Source organism: Sporolactobacillus sp. BBK16-2, assembly GCF_059878335.1.
Genome location: NZ_CM187611.1, coordinates 989318 through 1015147 on the forward strand (window position 1 = coordinate 989318; position 25830 = coordinate 1015147).

General features: G+C 46.8%; 22 protein-coding genes. 21 read left to right on the top strand and 1 reads right to left on the bottom strand.

Annotation, left to right across the window (positions count from 1 at the left end; translation table 11 throughout):
* Complete coding sequence (fliT, locus tag AC6F33_RS04915) at window positions 1-345, top strand: flagellar protein FliT (RefSeq protein ID WP_500777868.1); 345 nt, start codon at window positions 1-3, stop codon at window positions 343-345.
* A gap of 152 nt (window positions 346-497) precedes the next feature.
* Here the strand turns inward: fliT and AC6F33_RS04920 are convergent, their stop codons facing one another.
* Complete coding sequence (locus AC6F33_RS04920; protein WP_500777869.1) at window positions 498-632, bottom strand: hypothetical protein; 135 nt, start codon at window positions 630-632, stop codon at window positions 498-500.
* A gap of 410 nt (window positions 633-1042) precedes the next feature.
* On the opposite strand from AC6F33_RS04920, the gene hpf reads away from it, so the two are divergent.
* From hpf to AC6F33_RS05020, 20 genes are all read left to right on the top strand, one after another.
* Window positions 1043-1585 (top strand): ribosome hibernation-promoting factor, HPF/YfiA family, encoded by a 543-nt coding sequence (hpf, locus tag AC6F33_RS04925; protein ID WP_255749724.1) that lies wholly within the window; start codon window positions 1043-1045, stop codon window positions 1583-1585.
* 463 nt (window positions 1586-2048) lie between these two features.
* A complete protein-coding gene (gene secA / locus AC6F33_RS04930; RefSeq protein ID WP_500777870.1) occupies window positions 2049-4568 on the top strand; it encodes a preprotein translocase subunit SecA in 2520 nt (839 codons plus the stop codon).
* Between the two features lie 28 nt (window positions 4569-4596).
* Window positions 4597-5695 (top strand): peptide chain release factor 2 gene (prfB, locus tag AC6F33_RS04935; protein ID WP_500777871.1). Its coding sequence is split into 2 segments (ribosomal slippage): window positions 4597-4659 and window positions 4661-5695, totalling 1098 coding nucleotides; the frame shifts between segments, so codons are not numbered across the junction.
* Between the two features lie 194 nt (window positions 5696-5889).
* Window positions 5890-6786, top strand: a complete 897-nt coding sequence (locus AC6F33_RS04940) for a YitT family protein (protein ID WP_500777872.1) — start codon at window positions 5890-5892, stop codon at window positions 6784-6786.
* Window positions 6787-7534: 748 nt separating this feature from the next.
* Window positions 7535-8230, top strand: a complete 696-nt coding sequence (gene ftsE / locus AC6F33_RS04945; RefSeq protein WP_255746647.1) for a cell division ATP-binding protein FtsE — start codon at window positions 7535-7537, stop codon at window positions 8228-8230.
* Window positions 8220-9113 (top strand): permease-like cell division protein FtsX, encoded by an 894-nt coding sequence (gene ftsX, locus AC6F33_RS04950; RefSeq protein ID WP_500777873.1) that lies wholly within the window; start codon window positions 8220-8222, stop codon window positions 9111-9113. The genes ftsE and ftsX overlap by 11 nt, the downstream gene beginning before the upstream one ends.
* 170 nt (window positions 9114-9283) lie before the next feature.
* Window positions 9284-10744 carry a S41 family peptidase gene (locus AC6F33_RS04955; RefSeq protein ID WP_500777874.1) on the top strand — a complete coding sequence of 487 codons (1461 nt, stop codon included), beginning with the start codon at window positions 9284-9286 and terminating at the stop codon, window positions 10742-10744.
* A 346-nt stretch (window positions 10745-11090) separates the two neighbouring features.
* A complete protein-coding gene (locus AC6F33_RS04960) occupies window positions 11091-12437 on the top strand; it encodes an ISLre2 family transposase (RefSeq protein ID WP_255749778.1) in 1347 nt (448 codons plus the stop codon).
* Between the two features lie 132 nt (window positions 12438-12569).
* Window positions 12570-12929 carry a type II toxin-antitoxin system RelE/ParE family toxin gene (locus AC6F33_RS04965; RefSeq protein ID WP_255746650.1) on the top strand — a complete coding sequence of 120 codons (360 nt, stop codon included), beginning with the start codon at window positions 12570-12572 and terminating at the stop codon, window positions 12927-12929.
* Window positions 12926-13294 carry a helix-turn-helix transcriptional regulator gene (locus AC6F33_RS04970; RefSeq protein WP_500777875.1) on the top strand — a complete coding sequence of 123 codons (369 nt, stop codon included), beginning with the start codon at window positions 12926-12928 and terminating at the stop codon, window positions 13292-13294. The genes AC6F33_RS04965 and AC6F33_RS04970 overlap by 4 nt, the downstream gene beginning before the upstream one ends.
* Before the next feature lie 369 nt (window positions 13295-13663).
* On the top strand, window positions 13664-14863 hold the full coding sequence (locus AC6F33_RS04975) for a cell division protein (protein ID WP_500777876.1): 1200 nt from the start codon (window positions 13664-13666) through the stop codon (window positions 14861-14863).
* Window positions 14864-15203: 340 nt separating this feature from the next.
* On the top strand, window positions 15204-15494 hold the full coding sequence (locus AC6F33_RS04980; RefSeq protein ID WP_255746655.1) for an AbrB/MazE/SpoVT family DNA-binding domain-containing protein: 291 nt from the start codon (window positions 15204-15206) through the stop codon (window positions 15492-15494).
* Between the two features lie 268 nt (window positions 15495-15762).
* Window positions 15763-17733, top strand: coding sequence for an excinuclease ABC subunit UvrB (gene uvrB / locus AC6F33_RS04985; RefSeq protein ID WP_500777877.1), 1971 nt, complete (start codon window positions 15763-15765; stop codon window positions 17731-17733).
* Between the two features lie 7 nt (window positions 17734-17740).
* Window positions 17741-20635, top strand: a complete 2895-nt coding sequence (gene uvrA / locus AC6F33_RS04990; protein WP_255746659.1) for an excinuclease ABC subunit UvrA — start codon at window positions 17741-17743, stop codon at window positions 20633-20635.
* A gap of 95 nt (window positions 20636-20730) precedes the next feature.
* Window positions 20731-20922, top strand: a complete 192-nt coding sequence (locus AC6F33_RS04995; RefSeq protein WP_255746661.1) for a PspC domain-containing protein — start codon at window positions 20731-20733, stop codon at window positions 20920-20922.
* 5 nt (window positions 20923-20927) lie between these two features.
* The gene (locus AC6F33_RS05000) at window positions 20928-21305 is read left to right on the top strand and encodes a phage holin family protein (protein ID WP_255746662.1); all 378 of its coding nucleotides are present in this window, start codon (window positions 20928-20930) and stop codon (window positions 21303-21305) included.
* Window positions 21306-21628: 323 nt separating this feature from the next.
* Complete coding sequence (gene hprK / locus AC6F33_RS05005; protein WP_255747076.1) at window positions 21629-22549, top strand: HPr(Ser) kinase/phosphatase; 921 nt, start codon at window positions 21629-21631, stop codon at window positions 22547-22549.
* Window positions 22550-22581: 32 nt separating this feature from the next.
* Window positions 22582-23391: a prolipoprotein diacylglyceryl transferase gene (gene lgt / locus AC6F33_RS05010; protein ID WP_500777878.1), complete on the top strand. Its 810-nt coding sequence runs from the start codon at window positions 22582-22584 to the stop codon at window positions 23389-23391.
* Window positions 23392-23503: 112 nt separating this feature from the next.
* A complete protein-coding gene (gene ppaX / locus AC6F33_RS05015; protein WP_255746664.1) occupies window positions 23504-24163 on the top strand; it encodes a pyrophosphatase PpaX in 660 nt (219 codons plus the stop codon).
* Between the two features lie 65 nt (window positions 24164-24228).
* Window positions 24229-25815, top strand: a complete 1587-nt coding sequence (locus tag AC6F33_RS05020) for a tetratricopeptide repeat protein (protein WP_255746665.1) — start codon at window positions 24229-24231, stop codon at window positions 25813-25815.
* Window positions 25816-25830: the final 15 nt, after the last annotated feature.

Consider the following 25830-nt stretch of genomic DNA (forward strand, 5'->3'; position numbering starts at 1 on the left):
ATGGTGCTTCAGGAGATTTATGAGCAGACGGTTGAGTTGGATGAATTGATCAAGGGTTATGAGCGTGAGGATCGCGATGCGTTTATCGAGAAACTGCAGCAGTTGCTTAATTCGCGAGAAACACTTCTGAAGAAATTGCCGGATCATTGCAGTGACTCGGATCGTCAAATAGAACGAAAAATTGATGAGATGAATCAACGGATCAATCAATCACTACAGTCGATTAAGCAAGAAATCACGAATGACATGAGCAAATTCCGGCACAGAAAAAAAACGGTCAATCGTTATCGCAATCCATATGGTGGCCCAACCAAAGACGGTATGTTTTTGGATAAGAGGGAGTAAGATCACTGCAGACGCGGTGATTTTTTATTTTTCACCAACCGCCCATTTTTTCATATACTAAGATCATTGATTCATTTTTGATTTTCCTTTTCGATAAACAAATCGCCCACCCGTTAGGATTAACGGATGGGCGATCGAGAAACTGGATTTATTTATTCGGCAACTACGGCAGCTTCTTCGGGTTCGTTTAGACTTGCGAGAAATTGCAAGTAGTTGTAGGTGGATTCTTTTTCATCTTCATTGAGCTTTTCGAACAATTCGATGATTTCTTCTTTTTTGACTGACATGGTCAAAACCCCTTTTATGAGATATGGTCACCGTCGCGCTTATAGCCTTTGCGTTATGAATCATATACGTGTAAAGGTGTTAGATAGTCTAACACGAATTTCTTGAGTTTATTAAGGAAAATGTTGGACAACACCGCGTGAATACGCTGTGTTATTTCTTGTTTGCGTAATCATTATATGTGCTGGAACAGGCAGCGTCAATACAATTTGGCTCTTTTGTATGCTGTGTTTCAATTGGAATATTGCATGTTATTAATACCTATTATGCATGAATGCGTTTGCGTGTTTAAATAAGCTGCTTTTGTCGAAAATATAAAAAGCAAGATGCTTTTTGTAAAAATATTTTGATGTTTGGGAAGGAATTGGGACGGGAATAGCGAATGTATATAGTATTGAAGGGAGGCTTTCTCATGGATATTATTATTCGCGGGGAAAACATCACAGTGACATCATCTTTGCAGGATTATGCAGAGAAAAGAATCGGCAAACTGGAAAAGTACTTCAACACACCGCTTGATACAAGCGCACGTGTGAATTTGCGCGTCCACAACAAAGAACAAGTGGTCGAGGTTACGATTCCGCTTCAAGGCCTTCTCCTGAGAGCTGAGGTAGGCGAGGAAGATCTTTATACAGCGATTGATTTGGCTGTTTCCAAGCTTGAGCGTCAGATCAAGAAACATAAAACGAAGCTCAATCGTAAGAGTCGTCAAGGTGTGAAACAAGCGTTTCAAAATGCAAACAGTACGGCGACGAAGACAGTTGAGGATGAGGAAGCACTTGACGTTGTCCGCAAGAAGCATTTTGTGTTCAAACCGATGACGGTTGACGAAGCGATCCTTCAGATGGATATGCTCGGCCATTCCTTCTATATTTTCAATAACGCGGAGGACAATACGACCGCAGTGGTTTACCGCCGTAAAGACGGGCGATTTGGTTTGATCGATCAGGTATAACGAATAAGTGTGTTTATATACAACTGGGGAGAGATTCGCGCACGCGAATCTCTCCCTTTCGGATTTTCGGATGTGCACATACGTAAGCCGGTACGCTGAATACGGGATCTCGCGCAGCCTATTTGCTCTAAGCTGCTTTTTTCGAAATGTTCTTCTATTTTCTTGGCATACATTTTGCCGTATAATGGAAGATGTTGTGATCTGCCTATCGACTGATGCTCGCCCTGAAAAGCGGGGCACACGGCGAATAGTTTTGTGAATGATTCCGCATTGATGCGGAGGGTTCAGTGATTCTTGTCGTGGGTAATTGTCACCGTAGGCGAATATTGTTAAAATAGAGAGCATATTGAAGAAGTGTTTTTTTTGAACGGGTTCATACGTGAACGCATGATACAAGTGATTGTTACTGATGGCGCGGGCATGTGGCGCTCAATCAGAAATCTTAAATGAGGTGTATGCAGGCATGATAGGAATGCTCAAACGAGTTTTAGGAGATACCAGTCTCCGCAAGCTCAGCAAGATGGAAAAGTTAGCGCATGTGGTTGAGACCTATGCCGACCAAATGAAGGCGCTGAGTGATGATGAGCTGCAGGCGAAGACGCCGGAATTTAAACAGCGGTTGGAGAATGGCGAGACGCTGGACGACCTGCTTCCGGAAGCTTTTGCGGTTGTTCGTGAAGCATCAACACGTATTCTTGGTATGACGCCTTATTATGTTCAGTTGATCGGTGCGATCGCACTGCATCAAGGGAACATTGCCGAAATGAAAACCGGTGAAGGTAAAACGCTCGTTGCGACGATGCCGCTGTATCTGAATGCCCTTGCCGGCGAGGGTGCACACTTGGTTACGGTCAATGATTATTTGGCTAAACGTGACGCAGAGCAAATGGGGTTGCTGTATAATTTTCTCGGTCTGTCTGTTGGCTTGAATATTAACGGCTTGAATCCTGAGGAAAAGAAAGAAGCCTATGCTGCTGATATTACGTATGGTACGAACAGTGAGTTCGGTTTTGACTATCTGCGTGACAACATGGTGCTTTATAAAGAAGAAATGGTTCAGCGTCCGCTCAGCTTTGCGATCGTCGATGAAGTGGACTCCATTTTGGTAGATGAAGCGCGTACGCCGCTGATCATTTCCGGTAATGCGGAGAAATCAACGGATCTGTATGTTCGTGCCAATCAGTTTGCACGTCTTTTGACGGAAAAACAGGACTACACGGTTGATCTGAAGACGAAGTCGGTGCAGCTGACTGAAGAAGGCATGACCAAGGCGGAAAACTTCTTTGGAATCAAAAATCTGTATGATTATTCAAACGTGACCACAAACCACTACGTCAGCGAAGCGATGAAGGCACATGCGATTATGCACCGCGACCAGGATTATGTGGTTAAAGACGGTGAGATTATCATCGTCGATCCATTTACCGGCCGCTTGATGCAGGGGCGCCGCTACAGTGAAGGCTTGCATCAGGCGATTGAGGCTAAGGAAGGTCTCGAGATCCAGAGTGAAAGCAAGACGCTGGCGACGATCACCCTGCAGAATTTCTTCCGTATGTATCACAAGCTTTCCGGTATGACCGGCACGGCGAAGACGGAAGAAGAAGAATTCCAGAGTATCTACAACATGGATGTTATTGAAATCCCAACGAATAAACCGATGATTCGTATTGATAATCCGGATCTAATCTATAAATCGCAAAAGGGCAAGTTCCATGCGGTTGTGGAAGAAATTGCGACGCTGTACCATCGTGGTCAACCGGTGCTTGTCGGTACGGTTGCCGTTGAAACATCGGAATTGATTTCGAAGCTCCTGAAAAGGCGCGGCATTCCGCATAATGTCTTGAACGCGAAAAACCATGCGCGTGAAGCAGAGATCATTGAGAATGCAGGGCAAGCAGGTTCTGTAACGATTGCTACCAACATGGCCGGTCGTGGTACCGATATCAAGCTCGGCGAGGGTGTGGCTGATCTCGGCGGTCTGTTCATTCTTGGTACGGAACGTCATGAATCCCGTCGTATTGACAACCAGTTGCGTGGTCGTTCCGGTCGTCAAGGCGATCCCGGTGAATCGCGTTTCTACCTGTCTCTTGAAGACGACTTGATGAAACGGTTCGGCTCGGATAAAATGAAGAGCTGGATGGAAAAAATCGGTATGGACGATACATCCCCGATCGAAAGCAAGCTTGTCAGCAGGTCGGTGGAAGCTGCTCAGAAACGTGTTGAAGGTAACAACTTTGATGCCCGTAAACAATTGCTTAAATTTGATGATGTCATGCGTCAACAGCGTGAAATCATTTACAAGCAGCGTATGGAAGTTCTTGAATCCAAGAATTTGCGTGAAGATATTGAAGGCATGATCAAGCTTGTCATTGAAAATATTGTGCATGCACATACTCCGGAAAAAGAAGTACCGGAAGAATGGGATCTTCAATCGGTCATTGACTATCTGAATGCGAAGATTTTCAACGAAGGCGTGCTGACTCTGAAGGACCTTGACGGCAAGGATCCGGAAGAAATGATTGAAGACTTGTATGCGAAGGCGCTTGCTCGTTATGACGAGAAAGAGGAACAATTCACGTCAGAACGTATGCGCGAATTTGAGCGCGTGATCACGCTGCGTACGGTGGATACGAAGTGGATGGATCACATCGACGCGATGGAACAGCTTCGCGAGGGTATCTATCTGCGGGCATATGGTCAGGTTGACCCGTACCGCGCATATAATATCGAAGGCTTCAAGATGTTTGAAGAAATGGTAGCAAGCATTGACGAAGAAATCGTCAACTTCCTGATGAAGGCGGAAATCCGCGAGGAACAGCCGATCCAGCGTGAGCGTGTGACTCACGGACTGCGCGTGATCTCCGGCGGTCAGGACGATGAACCGGTGAAAAAGCAGCCGATCAAGCGCAAGGTGCATGTCGGCCGTAATGATCCGTGCCCGTGCGGCAGCGGTAAAAAATATAAAAACTGCCACGGAAAATGATCTGTGGAAATTGGAAAGTAGGATGAACATGGATTTACCTGAAATGAAACACGAAATTGATGAGATGGAAACGCGTCTCAAAGAGTTTAGGGGGTCTCTTTGACTTAGATAACAAGAGGGCAAAGATCGCCGAATTGGATGAAAAAATGTCGATGCCTGGATTCTGGGACGATAACGAAAAAGCCCAGAAGGTCATTGATGAATCCAATGAATTAAAAGGCAAGGTCGACAGTCTGACCGACCTTGAATCGAAATTCGAGGATCTTCAGGTTGCCTATGAACTGGTCAAAGAAGAGGATGACGCGGATCTCAAAGCTGAGCTCGAGGAATCACTCGGCGAGGCACGGGAAGCGTTCAACAAATATGAAACACGGCTGCTCCTCAGCGGCCCGCATGACCGCAACAATGCGATTCTGGAGCTGCATCCGGGCGCAGGCGGTACCGAAGCCCAGGATTGGGCGTCGATGCTGCTGCGTATGTATACGCGTTGGGCAGAAAGCAAAGGCTTCGCTGTCGAAACACTCGACTATCTGCCGGGTGATGAGGCCGGGGTTAAGAGTGTTACCTTGCTGATCAAGGGACCGGACGCTTTCGGTTACTTGAAAGCGGAAAAAGGTATTCATCGTCTCGTGCGTATCTCACCGTTCGACGCAGCCGGACGCCGTCACACCTCGTTCGTGTCATGTGAAGTGGTGCCGGAAATCGATGATGATATTGAGATTGACATCCGACCGGAAGATTTGCGCGTCGATGTCTTCCGTTCCAGCGGTGCCGGTGGACAGCATATCAACAAAACATCGTCTGCGGTCCGTATGACGCACCTTCCAACCGGAATTGTTGTCAGCTGCCAGTCGGAACGGTCACAGTTCCAAAACCGTGATCAAGCGATGAAAATGTTGAAATCGCGCCTGTTTCAATTGGAAGAGGAGAAAAAGGAAGCCGAAATGGCTGCACTCCACGGCGAACAGAAGGAAATCGGCTGGGGCAGCCAGATCCGCTCCTATGTGTTCCACCCATACTCTATGGTTAAGGATCACCGCACCAACGTCGAAATCGGCAACGTGGACCGCGTCATGGACGGCGACATCGATCCGTTTATTGATGCATACCTGCGCTTGCATTTGTGAGCCATGAATATTAGAAGGAACCGGTAGATCCGGTTCCTTCTTTTTGTTTTCGAAGCGAAGTGACCCGCGAAATTGGACGTGATATTTTTTTACCGATCACAATAGCGGTTTTTTGCGTGCATTGACCGTTTTGTGGCGAATGCATTAGAATAAAAGCATTCGACTAATTTTGCATCGGGAAAAGGAGCTTTTGCATGAAATTTTTTAAAAAAAGGGACAAGCATGTGATCCCTAATCGGGGAAAAACAGCATTGTTCATGGATTATATACTCGTAATTATTGGCTCGTTTATTGTGGGGATCACGTTCAATGTGTTTATGCTGCCGACGCATATTGCGTCCGGCGGCGTGGCCGGGATTAGCATCGTCTTTCACTGGACGTTGGGCTGGGCGCCGTCCTACGTGCTCTGGGGCTTGAATGTACCGATTTTCGTGATCGGGTTGCTTATCCTTGGACGCAGCTTCGGGTATCTGGATTATGCAATGAAAACCTTGCTGGGGACGGTCGCGCTTCCGTTCGCTGTGTTTGTTACGGCCGGTATGCCGGCGGCGACTGAGAGTCCGTTGCTCGGAGCATTGTTTGGAGGAGTCGGTACCGGGATTGGGCTCGGTATTGTGTTCCGCGGCCGCGGGTCAACCGGCGGTACAGCACTTGCCGGTCAAATCATTCAAAAGTTCAGCGGTTTGTCGCTTGGCGTGTGCGTTTCCATTTTGGATGGACTGATTGTTTTAACTTCGGCATTTTTCTTGTCGCTTGAAGCTGCTCTCTATGCACTTATCAGCATCTACTTAACGGCGAAAATGATTGACGTGGTTCAGCTTGGTTTCAATACAGAGAAGATGGCCCTGATCATTTCGGATAAAGAGGTTGAAATGCGTCAGGCGATTCTGGATGAGATTGATCGAGGCGTGACACGCATCACCAGTCAAGGCGGCTACACCGGCGATGATCGTCCGATGTTGATGACCGTCGTTTCACAAGGCGAACTGACGCATTTGAAGCAGCTTGTCCGTTCGATTGATCCCGAATCTTTTTTCATCATTACGAACGCAACTGAGGTTTTCGGGAAAGGATTTTATCAAAGGACATAAGACAGCTTATTTTAACACGCGGGGAGACGACCCTCGCGTGTTTTTTACAGGAAAAGGAAAGTTTAGCGTTTTTCCTTGCTGATCCGACGATATGGTCATAGATGCTGATTCCCAATCTGCGCTTATCGATTAGGAGATCAGGTAGGTGCGCAATCTGATAAATAGAGGAAAAGATTACCCTTATTTAGAAAATGAACGAAAATAGAGCTTAAATAGACGGAGAAATTCCGCTTATCGAATCGAAAAATGTGAAAATGGAGGGTTCTGCTTTGCATAAGCGGAAAAATTGCCCTTATTGACCGGCGAAACAAGTGCCATGATGCAAATAACAGGAATATCTCCGCTTATTTTCACTTGTTACTTAGTGAAGGATCTTTCGCTATATGCACAGGCTCTGTACGCAATACAAAAGGCCGCTGCATCCTGCGGAAGTAAGGATCTCGCACTTTTGCCCAGTTTTTCTTACCGGCGGTCATTCGACAGCATTCGTTTCATTTCGATATCTCATTTGAAATTGAAATGTAATAATTTTCATCGGCCATTTGAAGGGTTCGGATGGTATAATGATGATTGTTTCATAGGTTACATAGGTTGGTGCAATGGGAATGCATCCGAACATGTTTTCGATGCGGGCAACCCTCCCATTCTTGTGTTTCGTGCGAATGGTTTACATAGAAATGCATAATCAGACAGATTTTTAGAGAATGTGACAAAAAAAGTGAAAAAGGATTTTGGGGGAAGGAACTTTATGGATGACGTTATTTTGATGCAAAATGTCTGGAAGGCCTACCCGAACGGGGTTATGGCGCTGAACGGCATTGATCTGTCTGTCAAACAAGGTGAATTTGTTTACATCGTCGGGCCAAGCGGCGCAGGGAAGTCGACGTTTATAAAAATGATTTTCAGAGAATTGAAGCCTACACGGGGCAAAATTTTCATTAACAATAAAAACATTGCGAATTTGAGAGAACGGCAGGTGCCTTATTTCCGCCGCAAGATCGGCGTTGTGTTCCAGGACTTCCGGCTGCTTCCGAAGCTGACCGTTTATGAAAACGTGGCTTTTGCGCTTGAGGTTATTGAAGAGCACCCGCGGCAAATTAAACGTCGTGTGATGGAAGTGCTTGATCTCGTCGGTCTGAAGCACAAGCTGCGCTCATTCCCAGATCAGCTGTCCGGCGGTGAGCAGCAGCGTGTGTCCATCGCACGTTCGATTTGTAACCGTCCGCCTGTACTGATCGCCGACGAACCGACAGGAAACCTTGATCCCGAAACGTCGTGGCAGATCATGGATGTGTTCCGGCGGATCAATGAGCAAGGGACAACGATCGTTATGGCGACCCACAACAGAGACATCGTCAACAAGATCAGGCACAGAGTATTGGCGCTTGAAGGCGGCATGATTGTGCGCGATCAGCAGGAAGGTGACTATGGCTATGAAGATTAGAACATTGCGAAGACACGTGAATGAAAGCTTTAAGAGTCTCGGTCGAAACGGGTGGATGACCTTCGCTTCGGTGAGCGCAGTTACGGTGTCGCTGGTTCTCGTCGGACTTTTCCTGATGGTGATGTTCAACTTGAATAAAATTGCCGGAGATATTGAAAGCGACGTCGAAGTGCGTGTCTATCTGGATCAATCGATGACGCAGGCAGAGCAGGACGCTTTGCAAAAAGATCTGAAGGAAGTCAAGAATGTTCAATCCGTTCGTTTCCAATCGAAAAAAGAAGGATTAGACAGCTTAATGGAGAGCCTCGGTAACGATAAGCAGAGCTTTTCGGATCTAAAAAAAGAAAATCCGCTGCCGAACGCATATATCTTAAAAACGAATAAACCGGAGCAGACGATCGCGGTCGCAAAAACGGTGAAGAGTCTTCCGAATGTCACGGATGTGCGTTATGGAAAAGGGACGGTTGAAAGGCTGTTCCGATTCATCAACATTGCGAGAAACGTCGGTATCGTCCTGATTATCGGTTTGCTGTTTACTTCTGTATTCTTGATCGCAAATACGATTAAGCTGACGATCGTAGCCCGCAGGCGGGAGATCGAGATCATGAAGCTTGTCGGTGCAACCAACGCCTTTGTTCGATGGCCGTATTTCATCGAAGGCTTGGTTATGGGCGTGCTCGGATCAATTGTTCCTGTTGTTTTAGTTATGGTTGTTTACCGATTTGCCTATTATAATCTTGGGGGCAACCTGCAGCAGATGTTCATCCGACTGATCCCTTATCACACCATGACAACGAACCTGAGCCTGCTCTTAGTGGGTATCGGCGCGTTGATCGGTGTTTGGGGCAGTATGAGTTCAGTGCGAAAATTCTTGAAAGTCTGAAGCCACCCGCTATGTCAGGTGGTTTTTTTTACATCAGGCAGCCTTGGTGCGAAGCTGTCTCCATGGTTCGAGACAATCGCGTGCCATTGTTGTATGATAGGAGCTAAGTTCATTTTGCCCAGCGAACGATTCGTTGCGGGTAAACTGTGTAATTGAGGAGGCAATTCTTTATGAAAAAGTTCAGCGGCAAAGTGGTCGCTTTGCTTATGGCGATCTCACTGATCGTGGGGGCGGCAGGCTCTTACGCGGTGTTTGGCTTTGTCCAGAATCGCAATCAGGAATCAACGGCATCAGCATCTGCAGGTTCGGCGTCGTCGGATACGGAAACTGCAAAAGTGAAGGCAATTCATGATCTGATTGAAAAGGAATATTTCCGGAAAATCAGCAGCACCGATCTGTATGACGGCGCCATAAAAGGTATGATCGAGGCGCTTAATGACCCATTCTCAAGCTATATGAGTACAAAGACAGCTTCGGACTTCAACCAATCGCTGTCCTCTTCTTTTGAGGGAATCGGCGCCGAAGTGCAGATGGTCGGCAAGCAGGTCACCATCGTCTCCCCAATTAAAGGAACACCGGCTGAAAAAGCGGGACTGAAGCCGAAAGATGTGATCGTGAAAATTAACGGAAAATCGACGGAAGGTCTTGATATTAATCAAGCGGTCAACAAAATTCGCGGGAAAAAGGGAACGGTTGTCCGCCTCGTGGTTAGCCGTCCAGGTACGAGCGGCAACTTGACCTTTAATATTAAGCGCGATACGATTCCGATCCGCACGGTTGAAAGCAAAATGCTGAAACAAGATGGTCAATCGATCGGCTACATCGCGATTACGCAGTTTAACGAAAACACGGATCAAGAATTCAGCAAAGCACTCAGCAAGCTTGAAGGCGATCAAATGAAAGGCTTGATTATCGATGTGCGCGGTAATCCGGGCGGATATCTGCAGGCAGTTGAGAAAATAGGCAATCTGCTGATTCCATCGAAGAAACCGATCGTTCAAATTGAAGATCGAGCCGGCAAAAAGCAGCCGTTCTATTCTACACTGAAAAAGAAGAAGAACTATCCGATCACAGCATTGATTGATGGCGGTTCTGCTTCGGCCTCTGAAATTCTAGCTGGTGCGCTTCATGAAGCAGGCGGATACCCGCTGATCGGTGTAAAATCGTTCGGCAAGGGTACGGTTCAGCAAGGAATTGAGCTGTCAGACAAGAGCGAACTGAAACTGACGACGGACAAATGGCTGACTCCGGATGGCAATTGGATTCATAAAAAAGGAATTAAGCCAACGATTGCGGTTAAGCAGCCGGATTACTTCTATGTCGCTCCGATCACTGTGAAAAAGGGTAAGACCTTGAAAGCAGATGAGACGAGTACAGTCATTGCAGACGCACAGAAGATGCTGAAAGCCGCGGGCCAGAATCCTGGACGCGTTGACGGCTACTTCAGCGATCAGACCGCACAGGCAGTAAAAGCGTTCCAAAAACAAAAGAAACTGCCGGTTACCGGTGAAATTGATCAGAAAACAGCCGACGCACTGCAGCAAGCAACGCTGACGGCCATCAAAAAACAGCAAAACGATCGCCAGTTAAACACGGCGCTTTCGGAAATCGAAAAAGAAATCAAAAAATAAAAAGGAAAACAGGCGCAGCTCCGGCAGTGCCTGTTTTCTGTCGTAAGAGGCGCTGAATCTGGAACGCTCGATAAATTAGCCGGTTTTAAAAAAAATCGTTCCAAAAATTTCTGCGTGAAAAATGTACATTGGGATAATTTATTTATTTTAGAACATAATATGTAGGAGTAAAATATTTGTAGGCAGAAAAATAGCCTTGATTTCCAGTTTATGGCAATCGCCGTTAACTGGAAATCAAGGACACCAAGCGGTAGCGCGGTAGGGAGTAGAAGCGATTTCTATGGAAAAGAGGGTGACTCCTTGGTAGAATCAAAGTTGACAACAACGATTCGGAAGGAGCACCCTCATGAAACAGAATACCACAGCGTACATGAATTTAAAACAACTGGAACAACTTATCTGGCGACAGGTACAGGAAACCTTTGCTCAAGTGATGAAAAAACTCTTGGAGGAAATGGATCAACAGATTGCCGACGAACGGGATAAAAAACAGTACCGGTTTGTGAGTAGACGTCGGCTTCAAATCACCAGCCTTTTCGGTGAACTCACGGTCGAACGCGCGTACTATCGCGACCGAACCAAGAATGAATATGTCTATCTCTTGGATCGATATTTGGACTTTGAAAATCCCGGCCATCTCAGCCCGATGGTTGAAGAAGCAGCGATTGAATTGGCGATTCAGGGCCCATCCTATCGCAAGGCAGCCCGGGCTCTGGAGACGTTTCTTGGCTACTCGGTCATCAGTCATGAAGCGATTAGGCGACATCTACTTGAGACGAAACCGATCCCGAAACCACAGGAAACGATCCATCATCAAGTTCTTTTTATTGAGGTCGACGGTTTGTTTGTCAAGCATCAGGGAAAAGGCGTGCGAGGCAAGGAGGAACGCGTGGCCAAGATCCATCAAGGATGGGAAAAAAACGGGAAGCGGATCCAACTGAAAGAGAAGCGTCATTTTATCCACCGAGGGAAGCAGCCATTTTGGGAAGCGCTCGAGGATTTCTTGACAGAGACCTATGATTACGACCCCACCGTGCACAAGCTAGTCATTAACGGAGACGGAGCCAGTTGGATAACGGCTTGTCGCGACTATTTCCGAGATCGCGCCTTCTTTTGTATCGACCGCTTCCACGTGATTCGGGACATTCGCCGTCTGTTTTTCGGACATCCTCGGTACAAAAACATTCGAAAAGCCTTGCGCGCCTGGGATGGCACAGCGGTGGTGACTGAACTCAATAGTGCGGTTGGCACTCTTGAAAGCGAAACACAGGAAGAACGGCTGGAGGCACTCATCCAGCAACTTGAGAACTATCCGGAAGCATTAGGCGATTATCGAAAATGGCTGGAAACATTCGCGATTAACACGGACGGGATGCGGACGATGGGCAGTGCGGAAGCGACGATGAGCCAATTGGCCAAACGCATGAAAAATGGGCGCAGTTGGGTCGAGAAAGGGAAACAGGCGATGATGAACGGCCTGGCTGCCCAGATGGATCACATGGGTCTCCAAACGCTGTTTGGTCGAATGGACCGTTGGAATGAAGTCAAGCAGGACGAGACAAAACCGCCGAAACACTACGTGGAGAAAGTCACGCATACCGTGGGTGAATGGGCACGAGGCAACCTACAGTATCTGCAAGGTAAGTCGGGCATTCCGATGCACCGGGCACTGAAGGCGATGAAAGGTTTTTAAAAGACAACAAAGATTCAACAAGGACAACCCCTAAAACAGTGAATACGCTTACTTACCTAGTCATAAAAATTTCTGCCTACAATTGCTTGACTCAACCACATAATATCGCATATATGATATAATTCGAATACAATGAAATGGAACCTGATACCTTATGAGAAACAAAATGGTGAAAAACCAGTAACTGTATATTTAAATTCACTCGACACCAAGCATCGAGTAAAAGTTCTCCGTAACCTTCAACTGTTAGAGGAATTTGGTCCGACTAAGGAAATGAGGGAAAAAATCAAGCCATTAGGTAACGGAATTTTTGAGCTCCGTACACAATTCTCTAACAACATTTTCCGAATCCTTTATTTTCATTTGGTTGATAAGAATCTTATCTTGACCAATGGATTCACAAAAAAAACTGAGAAGACACCTCCACGAGAAATTAAAAAAGCAAAGGATTACCGCGATGACTTTTTAAAAAGAAAGGGTGATCAGAGATGAGTTTTCTTGACGATTACATTAACGATCAATTGAAAGATCCGGAATTTAAGAAGGCTTGGGATGAAAGTGAAGCAAGCTATCAATTAGCAAGGCAACTTATTGACTTGAGAAAACAACGGGGATTAACGCAAAAACAGTTGGCTAAACGTGTTGAAACGCAGCAAAGTAGCATATCCAGAGCTGAAAATGGTGATCATAATCTTACGATTGGAACGATGGCCAAAATCACGAGAGGTCTTGGAGCGAGGATTGTTGTGGTTCAGGACAACGAAGAAGTGATTGTCAAAAGAAGACCAAGAACTCTTTTCAGACACCGAAATCCGGATGGAGCAAAAGTCATTCGTGCATCTAGAGTTAAGCGATAAACTTGGAAAGTTGACGGTCCCTTGGCCGTCAACTTTTTTGAAGGGAAAAGGAAATGCAGAGGGCTTTGCGTATCAGTGAACAAAGTGCACGATAAACTTGATGAATCGCTCGATAACATGTAAATCATTTTATTATCTGAAGAACTTTTCACTGATCGTGATGGAAAAGTTCTTTTTTGTGTAATGAGAGTTGCATGTGCAGTAAAAATTTTCCTAAGAAATCGGCAACGGATACGTTCGTCATGTATAATTAAATCAGAAGCGATGGGCAGGAAATGCTGCGCATCTTGTCGAAATACCAAAGAAGATCGGATTAAACGGTTATAAAATATAGCTGTTTAATCGGGGTACCAGGTGGGGGAATTGCAGATGGCGGACATCATTGGGTTTATTTTTTCAGGCATTGCCACTTTTTTTATCAATCCATTACTCTATTTACTTTTGATCGCGCTTTTTCTTTATGGAGCGCAGCGCGTGCGCCGGGAGCGACGGTCATTTCGCGTCAAGGCATACGGAATGTTTAATACAATTTTTTCCAGTATTGCGCCGAGTCTGCTTGTCGGACTTGCAGCGTCTCTTGTGTTGCTCGCCGCCGGAATCAGTCTGACGCCGGGAGTCATTGCTTTGCTTTCACTGGCATATATCATGACACTGTTCACGTTCCGGCAAAGCTTTTTGTCGCCGGCGGTGGCAGGTGGCTTGGCATTGATTGCCGCTTATTTTATGCCGGCACTGCAGACCCCGTATTCGCTCATCAACGGTTGGATTGGGGACATCCGAGCCATTGATTATGTATCATTCGGCATATTCCTAGTTGTCGCTATGCTGGCTGAGACAGCACTGGTCTATTTTTGGGGTGCACAGCAGACTTCGCCGCGCCTCATCAGCAGCAAGCGGGGCAGTTTGGTCGGAGCTCATGAAGCTTGCCAGCTTTGGATCGCGCCGCTGCTCTTCCTTATGCCGGTTCCGGGTGCGATTTCGTCCATTGGTCCCTGGCCGTTTGTTTCCGGCGGCGCTTCATTTAGCTTTGCGATTTTCCCATTGGGCATAGGAATCGCACAATTGATCACGCACGCATTACCGAAACCTGCTGTTCGTCAAACGGCAAGCTGGTTAATGGCGTCGGCTGGCATAACTGCGATCTTCATCGGTGCGGGCTATCTGCTGCATACGCCGCTTTTTGTCATGCTCGGCGGCGTTGCGGCACTCATCAGTCGATTGCTGCTCACCTGGTACCACCATCATCTGCGTGAGACGCAGCCGTTCTATTATCTTATGCCGAACAGAGGACTGCGCGTTATTGGAGCGATCCCTCACTCGCTTGGTGCGCGTATGGGCATTATTCCTGGAGAAGAAATTTTGCGGGTGAATGATTTAGAGGTCAGCAGCGTGGATGAATTCTATGAAGCACTTCAAAAGCATGCGGCTTACTGCAAGCTGGAAGTGATCGATCGTTTCGGCGAGCAGCGCTTTGAAAAGGGGCCAATTCATGAAGATGACAATTATAAGATCGGGCTACTTTTTCTTGAAGGCGATCAATGGAATTTGAAACAAAAGACAAATAGTTAAGCCTTAATTCGAATAATCTAACAGGAACAAAAATCCGCAGGAGGGACAGCGAGATTCCTTTTCTTTCCTTTTTATGGGAAGAAAGGAAGATGCTTAAGGTGACGCGCTGCCCGCAGACCTAAAAGGTGAGCAAGCTTGCTGGTCCCCTTGGCTGTTTGTTCCGTCAAAATTTACAATAATCCCAACTGTTAAAATGTGACTGATTTTGAAACTGGGTGTAGTTATGTGAGCAATTGGAATTTTTTAACCCCTGCACGAATTGTGGTGCATATTGGTGCTATAATCAAGTTAAAAGTTATGCAGATCGTAGTATAGAAAAGGCGAGAGGAGGAGCGCAAAAATGAAATCGACAGGTATTGTGCGTAAAGTTGATGAATTAGGACGTGTTGTGATTCCGATTGAACTCAGAAGGACCATGAATATTAAAGAGGGTGATCCGCTCGAAATCTTCACGGAGGATGAACGGATTATCTTCAAGAAATATGTGCCGAATATGGCGTGCCAGATCACGAATGAAGTGTCGCCGGATAACCTTGTTCTGGCAAACGGCAAGCTGATCCTGAGCCGCAAAGCAGCAAAAGGAATTCTAGAAGAAATTGAAAAATACATGGGTGAAGATATTAAATCGTAATTCATGTTCTCAAAAAAGACTTCTGTGGCCGAGTGCCATGGAAGTTTTTTAGTTTCATTAAGTACTAGTAAATGACTTCTCCGGTTATCCTGTGTGAGATGAGCCGAGTTTAGAATAAATGACTGAAAAACATTGGGAATATCCGTTCGCATTTTGCTGTTATTTTGCTATAAAGGTATGCTATACTTTTTTTAAGAAAGATTTTTTACTATTAATGACAAATCATGCTTTTTTCATAGAAAAACAGTAAAGATTGGAGGAGGGCGCTATGGATTTTCAACTCGCGTCCCATTTTCAACCGCAAGGCGACCAGCCGGAAGCGATTCATACATTGGTCGATGGGATCAGGAACGGTCAAAAGCATCAGACGTTGCTCGGCGCGACCGGTACCGGTAAAACATTCACGATGTCGAATGTGATTGCTCAAGTGCAGAAGCCGACGCTGGTCATTGCACATAATAAAACGCTTGCAGGGCAGCTTTATAACGAGTTTAAGGAATTTTTCCCGAATAATGCGGTCGAATATTTTGTCAGCTACTACGATTATTACCAGCCGGAAGCCTATATTCCGCAGACGGATACGTATATTGAAAAAGATTCGAGCATCAATGACGAGATTGACAAGCTGCGTCACTCGGCAACCAGCTCATTGTTTGAGCGTCGCGATGTCATTATTGTTGCCAGTGTTTCGTGTATTTACGGTTTAGGTTCTCCGGAAGAATACAGCTCACTTGTACTCTCATTGCGGCCGGGTATGGAGAAGGAGCGGGATGCGATGCTGCGTCAGCTTGTCGACATCCAGTACTCGCGTAACGATATTAATTTTACACGCGGAACTTTTCGTGTGCGCGGCGATGTGGTGGAGATTTTCCCGGCTTCACGCGATGATCACTGCATTCGCGTCGAATTCTTCGGTGATGAAATTGAACGGCTGACCGAGATGGATCCGATGACCGGAGAGATTGTCGGCGAGCGTGATCATGTCGCCATCTACCCGGCTTCCCACTTCGTTACCGGACAGGAGAAAATGAAGCGAGCAATTGTGAACATACAGAAGGAACTCGAGGATCGGCTGAAAGTGCTTAATGAGAACGGTAAACTACTTGAGGCACAACGGCTTGAGCAGCGTACGCGTTACGATTTGGAAATGATGGAGGAAGTCGGCTTTTGCTCCGGAATTGAGAACTATTCAAGGCATCTGACCTTTCGAAAACCGGGTGAATCGCCGTATACGCTCATGGACTATTTTCCAAAGGACTTTCTCATTATGGTCGATGAATCCCATGCGACACTGCCACAGATTCGGGCCATGTACAACGGCGACCAGGCGCGAAAAAACGTCCTGGTTGATCATGGTTTCCGTCTTCCTTCTGCAAAAGACAACCGGCCGCTTAAATTTGAAGAATTTGAGGAACGTGTCAATCAGATCGTGTACGTTTCGGCGACTCCGGCGGATTATGAATTGGAGCATTCCAATAAGCCGGTCGAGCAGATTATTCGACCGACCGGATTGCTGGATCCGGAAATCGAAGTCCGTCCGATCAAGGGACAGATTGATGATCTCTACGACGAGATTAATATTAGGATTAAGAAGCATGAACGTGTCCTCGTCACGACGCTGACGAAGAAGATGGCAGAGAATTTGACCGACTATCTAAAGGGCATGGGCATTAAAGTCAATTATCTTCATTCGGAAGTTAAGACGCTCGACCGGATTGAGATCATTCGCAATTTGCGACGTGGCGAATTCGATGTGCTGGTCGGGATCAACCTGCTCCGTGAAGGACTGGATATTCCTGAAGTCTCACTTGTCGCTATCCTTGACGCCGATAAGGAAGGCTTCCTTCGCTCGGAACGGTCGCTGATTCAGACGATCGGACGAGCGGCGAGAAATGCGGAAGGGCGAGTCATTCTGTATGCCGACCGAGTTACCGATTCGATGCGGTTGGCGATGGATGAAACCGCACGCCGCCGCAAAATTCAAAAGAAATTCAATGAAGTGCATCATATTACACCGACGACGATTCAAAAGGCCATTCCTGAGCTGATTAAAGCGACATACGAAGTGGAAAAACAGGATGGCTCCGGCAAGAAGAAAAAGAAGAAAATGACAAAGAGCGAGCGCAACAAGGCAATTATCGGTATTGAAAAAGAAATGAAGCAGGCGGCAAAGTCGCTTGACTTCGAGCGTGCAGCGGAACTGCGGGACGCACTCTATGAACTGAAGGCGGAGGGATAACACGCAGATGGTACTTGAAAATATTGTTGTCAAAGGAGCAAGGGAACATAATTTAAAAAATGTCAGCGTAACAATACCACGTGACAAAATGGTTGTTGTTACCGGATTGTCGGGCTCAGGCAAGTCATCGCTGGCGTTCGACACAATCTACGCCGAGGGGCAGCGCCGCTATGTTGAATCGCTGTCGGCATATGCCCGCCAATTTCTCGGCCAATCCAACAAACCGGATGTGGACGCGATTGAAGGCTTGTCGCCGGCGATTTCGATTGACCAGAAGACGACGAGTCATAACCCGCGTTCAACCGTGGGAACCGTAACGGAAATTTATGATTACATGCGTCTTCTTTTTGCCAGAATCGGGCACCCTTTTTGCCCGACGCACGGTGTTGAAATCACATCGCAGACTATTGAACAGATGGTTGACAGAATCATGGTTTATCCGGAGCGGACAAAACTGCAGATTCTGGCACCGCTGGTCTCCGGAAGAAAAGGAACACATGTCAAGACCTTGGAAGATATTAAGAAAAAGGGCTATGTCCGGGTACGTGTTGACGGTGAGATGCGTGAGGTGTCGGAAGAAATCAAGCTTGAAAAGAACAAGAAGCATAACATCGATGTTGTGATTGATCGAATTGTTGTGAAACCGAATATAGAGGGACGGCTTGCCGATTCACTTGAAGCAGCAACTAAACTGACTGACGGTCGTGTCGTTGTGGATATTATCGGTGGTGAAGAACTGCTTTTTTCCGAACAACATTCATGTCCTTATTGCGGCTTCTCAATCGGTGAACTTGAACCTCGACTCTTTTCGTTTAACAGTCCGTTCGGAGCCTGCCCAGATTGTGACGGACTGGGCTCACGCATGGAAGTTGACCCTGATTTGGTCATCCCTGATCAGACCAAATCGTTAGCCGAAGGTGCAATTATCGCCTGGGAACCGACGAGTTCACAATATTATCCACAGCTGCTTAAGGCGGCTTGTGCTCACTTTGGCATTGATATGAATTGTCCGGTCTCAGAGCTGCCGAAAGAGAAGATGAAACTCCTTCTCTACGGCTCAGGGACTGAACGCATCCATTTTCACTATGAAAATGAATTCGGCGATGTTCGGGATAAAGACATGTACTACGAAGGCGTCATGAACAATATCGGACGTAGATACCGTGAGACAAGCTCTGACTTTATTCGTGAACAAATGTCCGAGTATATGATGCAAAAGCCGTGCCCGACCTGTCACGGTCACCGGCTTCGTCCGGAAGCGTTGGCGGTGAAAATCGGCGGCAAGCACATCAGTGAAGTGACCGAAATGCCGATTCGGGAAATGCTTTCGTTCTTTAACGGGCTGGAACTCACCGAAAAGGAACAGACGATTGCTCGTTTGATTCTTCGTGAAATTACACAGCGGACTCAGTTCCTCATTGATGTAGGACTGGACTATCTAACCTTAGGCCGTGCGGCGGGTACCTTGTCAGGAGGGGAAGCACAGCGAATCCGGCTGGCAACGCAGATCGGATCGCAGCTCATGGGTGTGCTCTACATTTTGGACGAACCGTCAATCGGCTTGCATCAGCGCGATAATGACCGCTTGATTCATTCGCTGCTCGGCATGCGCGATCTGGGAAATACACTGATCGTTGTGGAACATGATGAGGATACCATGCTTGCTTCCGATTACATTATCGACGTCGGTCCGGGTGCCGGCGAGCATGGCGGACAAATCACGGCACAGGGTACTCCTGAGGAAATCATGCACAATGAAAATTCACTCACCGGGCAGTACCTGTCGGGCCGCAAATTCATTCCGATTCCTGCGAAACGGAGAAAAGCAACCAAGCGCGAGATCAAAGTGATCGGCGCGAAGGCGAACAATTTGAAGAATGTGACGGTTAGTTTCCCGCTCGGTGTGATGACGGTGGTTACCGGCGTTTCCGGCTCGGGGAAAAGTACCTTGGTCAATGAGGTGCTGTTCAAGGCACTTGCTCAGAAATTGCACGGGCGGCGCGATGCTCCCGGTGAGTATAAGCAGATCAAGGGCATAAAAGAATTGGATCGGGTCATTCAAATCGACCAGGCACCGATCGGACGCACGCCGCGTTCCAACCCGGCAACTTATACCGGAGTCTTTGACATGATTCGCGACGTGTTTGCGGCGACAAATGAGGCAAAGGTGCGCGGCTATAAAAAAGGTCGTTTCAGCTTCAATGTTAAAGGCGGACGCTGCGAAGCGTGCAGCGGCGACGGTATTATTAAAATAGAAATGCACTTCCTTCCGGATGTTTATGTGCCGTGCGAAGTATGCCATGGCAAACGTTATAATCGTGAAACGCTCGATGTGACCTATAAAGGGAAAACGATTGCCGATGTTCTGGACATGACTGTAGAGGAAGGTCTGGAATTTTTCAAAAATGTACCGCGGATCAAACGCAGACTGGAACCGCTCTATGATGTCGGCTTAGGCTATATTCGGCTCGGCCAACCGGCCACGACGCTCTCCGGCGGCGAAGCTCAGCGTGTCAAGCTCGCGTCCCAGCTTTATCGTCGTACGAAAGGCCGTGCACTTTATATCCTGGACGAACCGACGACCGGTCTGCATATGGATGACATCTCCCGGCTGCTTGTTGTGCTTCAGGCACTCGTAGACAGCGGTGACAGTGTGTTAATCATCGAGCATAATCTTGATGTAATTAAATGTGCGGACTACTTGATCGATCTTGGTCCGGAAGGCGGAAACGGCGGCGGCACGATTGTGGTTACAGGGACTCCGGAAAAAGTAGCGGATACCAAGGAATCCTATACCGGCAAGTATCTGAAGCCGGTGCTGGAACGTGACCGTGTGCGCATGGAGGAGCATCTTCATAACCAGCAGCAGGTAGCTGAATCGAGCGATCAGTTGCGCGTGTAAACCAGATTTTCCCCATAAAACGGGAAAATGTTCTTGTTACCTTGCATGATGAAAGGGTATAGTGGAATAAGATGAATGAGGCGGGAGGTTTTTTCGTGTACAAACAATTATTCCGATCAAGAGAAAACAGGGTACTTGGCGGTGTACTCGGCGGAATCGGCGACTATTTTAATATTGACCCCGTAGTTGTCAGGCTTGCCTTTGTGGTTTTGACAATCGTAACCGCCTTTTTTCCATGCTTGATTGGTTATTTTATTGCTTATCTAATTATTCCTGAAAGAGTGTGACGCTTTTGTTTAAAAACTGGTTTGCCAAAACCTTGCTTAATGTCATCATAAATATGGTGATTTTAATGACACTTGCCGGCTATCTTCATACGATGGTGCATCTTTCCGGCATTGGCGCGGCTTTTGCTGCCAGCCTGATCTTGTCATTTCTCAATCTCTTTATCCGGCCGGTTCTGTTATTATTCTCCTTACCGGCAACCGTCCTAACGCTCGGATTCTTCATTTTTGTCATCAATGCCTTGATGCTGATGCTGACGGCATCGATCATGGGCCCGGCATTTGAACTGGACGGCTTTGGAAGCGCGTTGATCGTTGCGATCATTATGGCTATTTGCCAGATGATCATCCAAAACTTTATAATCAAACCCTTGCGGCGCGAGTAATTGCGCCGTTTTTTCTGCTGTTTCCTAAGGATTTGCCCGATCATTTAAAATCATGGGATTCATTTTTTGGCGCGCGGCGAATCTATGGTAAAATAAAGAAAATGTGACTAATCATCGGGCAGTACCCCGATTTATTAAATGAACCTGAGAGAGCACCGGACCGACACCCCGGTGCACTAATAGAAAGAAATGGAGGCTGATTCTCTCTCTCAGGCGTGTACGCCTTGCCCGGCGGATTTTATGCTTCCCGAACGCCTGTCAGCCCTAACATGAGGTGCGTGATGACGGAAGAAAACGGACAGGTTCCGGCGGCAAATGAAAACATGAGCAGAGTGCGTGTGCGTGAACTTATTGAGCATTTTGATTTGAAGCTGGTAAGCGGCAAGGAAGGGTTGGATCGTGAAATTATTGTCAGCGACATTTCGAGACCCGGCTTGGAAATTGCTGGCTATTTTACTTATTATCCCAGGAGACGTCTGCAGCTGCTTGGGCGTACCGAGCTTTCTTTTTTTAATGAATTGAGCCAGGATGAGCGGTATAAACGAACCTCTCAGCTGTGCACCGCACAGACGCCGTGCATTGTGATCTCTCGTGGAATTGAAGTGCCTGAGGAATTCATCATTTCATCAAATAAACGCCATGTCCCTGTGCTTCAGTCGAAGATGCAGACGACAAGACTGAGCAGTATGATCACAAACTATTTGGAATCGCGACTCGCACCGATGACAGCCGTGCACGGCGTGCTCGTTGATGTCTATGGTGTCGGAGTTCTGATTACCGGGGACAGCGGCGTGGGGAAAAGCGAAACAGCACTCGAACTCGTGAAGCGCGGTCATCGCCTTGTGGCGGATGATTCGGTTGAAATTCGTCAGGAAGGCGAGGCTGAGCTCGTCGGCAGCGCGCCGGAATTGATTCAGCATCTTCTTGAAATTCGTGGACTCGGGATTATTAATGTAATGACCTTGTTTGGCGCCGGGGCAGTCCGCAATTATAAGACCGTTTCATTGGTCATTCATCTGGAACTGTGGGATCAGAGCAAAGTATATGATCGGCTCGGACTGGATGAAGAAAAGATTAAATTGATTGATACGGAGATTCCAAGGCTTGTTCTTCCTGTACGACCGGGGCGCAACCTTGCTGTCATTATTGAAGTAGCGGCGATGAATTATCGGTTGAAAAACATGGGTTACCATGCCGCGCAGCAATTTGCTGATCGACTGAATGACAGTTTGAATGATCGATAATCCATTTTATTTAAGTTGAGGTGTCCATCTTTATGAACGAAGCAATTGAACCGCTCAATCGAGTGGCTTTTGAATTAGGACCGCTCCATATTTATTGGTACGGCATCATTATCGCGGCAGGCGCTTTAATTGGACTGCTTATTGCGATGCGCGAGGGCAAACGTCTTGACCTCCCGCCAGATACATTTACCGATTTAATTCTCTATGCAGCGCCAATCGCGGTGATCTGCGCACGTATCTATTATGTGGCCTTTGAATGGGGTTACTACTCCAAGCATCCCGGAGAGATCATTGCTATTTGGAACGGAGGCATCGCAATTTATGGTGCCTTGATCGGTGCAGTGCTGACCGCAGTTGTCTATTGCCGGCTCCGTCATCTGCCTTTTTGGAAGGTTGCCGATGTCTGCGCACCGAGCGTTATCCTCGGTCAAGCGATCGGACGATGGGGCAATTTTATGAATCAGGAAGCGCACGGCGGTCCAACAACACGGGCGGCACTGGAACATTTGCATCTGCCTCATTTCATCATCAACCAGATGTATATTGATGGGACCTATTACATTCCGACTTTCTTGTATGAATCGGTTTGGAATATCGTCGGTTTTGTTATTCTGCTGGTTATCCGGCGTGTCGTTCGATTGAAACGCGGCGAACTTTTTATGATTTATGTAACTTGGTATGCCTTAGGCCGCTGCTATATTGAAGGGTTGCGCACAGACAGTTTGATGCTCGGGCCGCTTCGCGTATCGCAATGGCTGTCCGTTGTTTTGGTTATTGTTGGCGTAGGACTGATCATCTATTGGCGAACGGCACAGAAAAACAGACCGCTCTATAGTGAGTAGACATAAATTTAATTGATCATCGCAATTCAAGAAACAATTGCGGTGATTTTTTTCTGTATAGAGAGATTTGATGCGAATTCATTAACACTTAGTTGAGTTTTCTTTTGGGGAGATGGGCAATTTGATAAAGACGGTTTTATTTGATTTGGACGGAACACTGATTGATACAAATAATTTAATCCTGACTTCTTTTCAATATACACTGGACCACTATTATCCAGGAAAATTTACACGGAAAGATCTGATCCCGTTTATCGGTGAATCCTTGGAGACAAGCTTTAACCGGATTAGTCCGAAGCTGACAAATGAAATGATTTCCATGTACCGCGATCATAACAGCCGATTCCATGACAGGCTTGTCAAGGAGTTTCCCTACGTGCGCGAAACCTTGACCGTGTTGAAAGAAGATGGCTGCAAACTCGGCGTTGTTTCAACCAAAACGCGAGATATGGTGGAGCGCGGTCTCCATTTGACCCGAATGGCTGATTTCTTCGAAACGGTAATTACGAGCAATGATGTTACGCGGCTCAAGCCAGATCCTGAACCTGTAGTACGCGCGATGAACGACTTGGCCGCACAGAAGGAAACAACTATTATGGTTGGTGACAGCCCGGCCGATATCCTGGCAGGAGAAAATGCACATGTTCGCACCGCGGCAGTCGGTTGGTCACTCAAAGGGCGGACGATGCTGGAACGATTGAACCCGGATTATTTATTGAATAACATGAAGGATTTGCTCAGTATCGTACGGAGTACAGAAGTAACAATCTGAATTAAGAGTTTCTAGAACAACCGCCAAGAGACGGTTGTTTTTACATGTCGGCAGGTAAACTGTAATTGGCAAAGGCTTTTCAAAAATGGCGAGAGCAGTTATGCTATAATTATTTGGGATTGGAAAAAGAGGCACGGGGGCAAAAGGATTTTATGGAGGAGAGAAACTGCACGAAAAAAGCACGCGTCATCGATTTTCATTGTGACGGTGACTTTTTTTATCAGAAAGGGATCGCTTGTTTTGAAAAAGGCGATCTTGAACGCGCCAGCAAATATATGGAGCGCGCAATCAAATTCAAACCGAATGATGTCGAATACCTTTGCCAGCAAGCTGAGATTCTTGCTGAGCTGGAAAACTATGAATCATCAATTCGCTTACTAAAAAAAGTGGTTTATGAACTTGATTCGAAAATGACCGATTGTTATTTTTTTATAGCAAATAATTATGCCTATCTTGGGGAATTTCAAGAGGCACTAGATGAAGTTCAAATCTATTTGACTTTGGAACCGAACGGAACATTTAAGCATGAGGCTCAGGAATTGTTTCAAATGCTGAACTCAGAAATGAAAGAATTGGATGAAGATGAATCTGCCTATGTTACGGTTCATGAACGCGGTCGTCTGGCACTGGAACACGGCCATTTTGACGAAGCAATCCATTACTTTAAACAAGTGATTGAGGACGAGCCGGATTTTCTTGCGGCACAGAATAATCTTTCAATCGCCTATTTTTCTATGGATGATCAGGAAAATGCGCTTGCCACTGCATGCCGCGTTTTGGAAAAGGATCCGGGAAATATTCATGCTTTGTGTAATTTAGCGACTTTTTACTATCAATTGCACGATAAATCCGGGCTGGAGAAAGTGGTTGCACGTCTTGATTTGATCTATCCGCTTTACCCGGAGCATTGCGGAAAACTCGGCTCAACCTATCTTTTTATCGGCAATTACAAGCGGGCTTACTACTGGTTGCGCATTGCGGAAAAGCGAGGCGCACGGCGTGATCAGGTTTTTTACTTCTGGATGGCACTTTCTGCTTATCATTGCGGCGATGAAGAGGCGGCTAAGCAGAACTGGAGACGTGTTGACTTTTTCAGTGATAAGCCCTTCCACCCGTTTAAGTACAGCAAGATTCAGGACATGATGTTCGAACCAGGGGCGGAAAAGAACTTCATGGTTCGGGAGCTCATTCGAAAAGAAGCATGGGAAGACGTAAAATCGTTTCAAATTTTTTCTCTTTTCTATGCTGCGCGGTGTCATGATCGTTCTCTGCTTCTGGATGTGGCGAAGAAAGGCACAGATCCGGAAATCATGGGTCATGCACGCAGGCTGGTTGAAGAAATGGACAGCGGCGTGCGCGACCTAAGTATGCAAGTCATGCGCGAGGTTGAGCGGTTAGCAGGAGGCTGCAAAGAGACGTTAAAGCATCCGGAGCTTTACAGTTTCTGGGCCGTTGTCGATTCGTTCGCGCATATCCGTGAGGAGGACATCAAGGGCTGGGCTGCTGCTTTGATTTATTTGTGGAAGAAGGAGTTCGGCAAACCGGCTGCTCAGAAGGACATTGCGATGGAAGCAGGTACGACACTGTATCGATTGCGAAAACATATTCAGGAATTATCAATTGCGCTTGAAAAACAGTGGGATGATGATTGATACGAATCAAGTGTT

Excerpts from the sequence above, each read along its gene's own strand:
- ppaX (WP_255746664.1), top strand. The coding sequence starts at position 23,504 with ATGGGCAATTTGATAAAGACGGTTTTATTTGATTTGGACGGAACACTG.
- uvrA (WP_255746659.1), top strand. The coding sequence starts at position 17,741 with ATGGTACTTGAAAATATTGTTGTCAAAGGAGCAAGGGAACATAATTTA.
- AC6F33_RS04940 (WP_500777872.1), top strand. The coding sequence starts at position 5,890 with ATGAAATTTTTTAAAAAAAGGGACAAGCATGTGATCCCTAATCGGGGA.
- fliT (WP_500777868.1), top strand. The coding sequence starts at position 1 with ATGGTGCTTCAGGAGATTTATGAGCAGACGGTTGAGTTGGATGAATTG.
- AC6F33_RS04970 (WP_500777875.1), top strand. The coding sequence starts at position 12,926 with ATGAGTTTTCTTGACGATTACATTAACGATCAATTGAAAGATCCGGAA.
- AC6F33_RS04980 (WP_255746655.1), top strand. The coding sequence starts at position 15,204 with ATGAAATCGACAGGTATTGTGCGTAAAGTTGATGAATTAGGACGTGTT.
- ftsE (WP_255746647.1), top strand. The coding sequence starts at position 7,535 with ATGGATGACGTTATTTTGATGCAAAATGTCTGGAAGGCCTACCCGAAC.
- AC6F33_RS04960 (WP_255749778.1), top strand. The coding sequence starts at position 11,091 with ATGAAACAGAATACCACAGCGTACATGAATTTAAAACAACTGGAACAA.
- AC6F33_RS04955 (WP_500777874.1), top strand. The coding sequence starts at position 9,284 with ATGAAAAAGTTCAGCGGCAAAGTGGTCGCTTTGCTTATGGCGATCTCA.
- lgt (WP_500777878.1), top strand. The coding sequence starts at position 22,582 with ATGAACGAAGCAATTGAACCGCTCAATCGAGTGGCTTTTGAATTAGGA.
- uvrB (WP_500777877.1), top strand. The coding sequence starts at position 15,763 with ATGGATTTTCAACTCGCGTCCCATTTTCAACCGCAAGGCGACCAGCCG.
- AC6F33_RS04975 (WP_500777876.1), top strand. The coding sequence starts at position 13,664 with ATGGCGGACATCATTGGGTTTATTTTTTCAGGCATTGCCACTTTTTTT.
- AC6F33_RS04920 (WP_500777869.1), bottom strand. The coding sequence starts at position 632 with ATGTCAGTCAAAAAAGAAGAAATCATCGAATTGTTCGAAAAGCTCAAT.
- secA (WP_500777870.1), top strand. The coding sequence starts at position 2,049 with ATGATAGGAATGCTCAAACGAGTTTTAGGAGATACCAGTCTCCGCAAG.
- ftsX (WP_500777873.1), top strand. The coding sequence starts at position 8,220 with ATGAAGATTAGAACATTGCGAAGACACGTGAATGAAAGCTTTAAGAGT.
- hpf (WP_255749724.1), top strand. The coding sequence starts at position 1,043 with ATGGATATTATTATTCGCGGGGAAAACATCACAGTGACATCATCTTTG.
- AC6F33_RS04965 (WP_255746650.1), top strand. The coding sequence starts at position 12,570 with ATGAAATGGAACCTGATACCTTATGAGAAACAAAATGGTGAAAAACCA.
- hprK (WP_255747076.1), top strand. The coding sequence starts at position 21,629 with ATGAGCAGAGTGCGTGTGCGTGAACTTATTGAGCATTTTGATTTGAAG.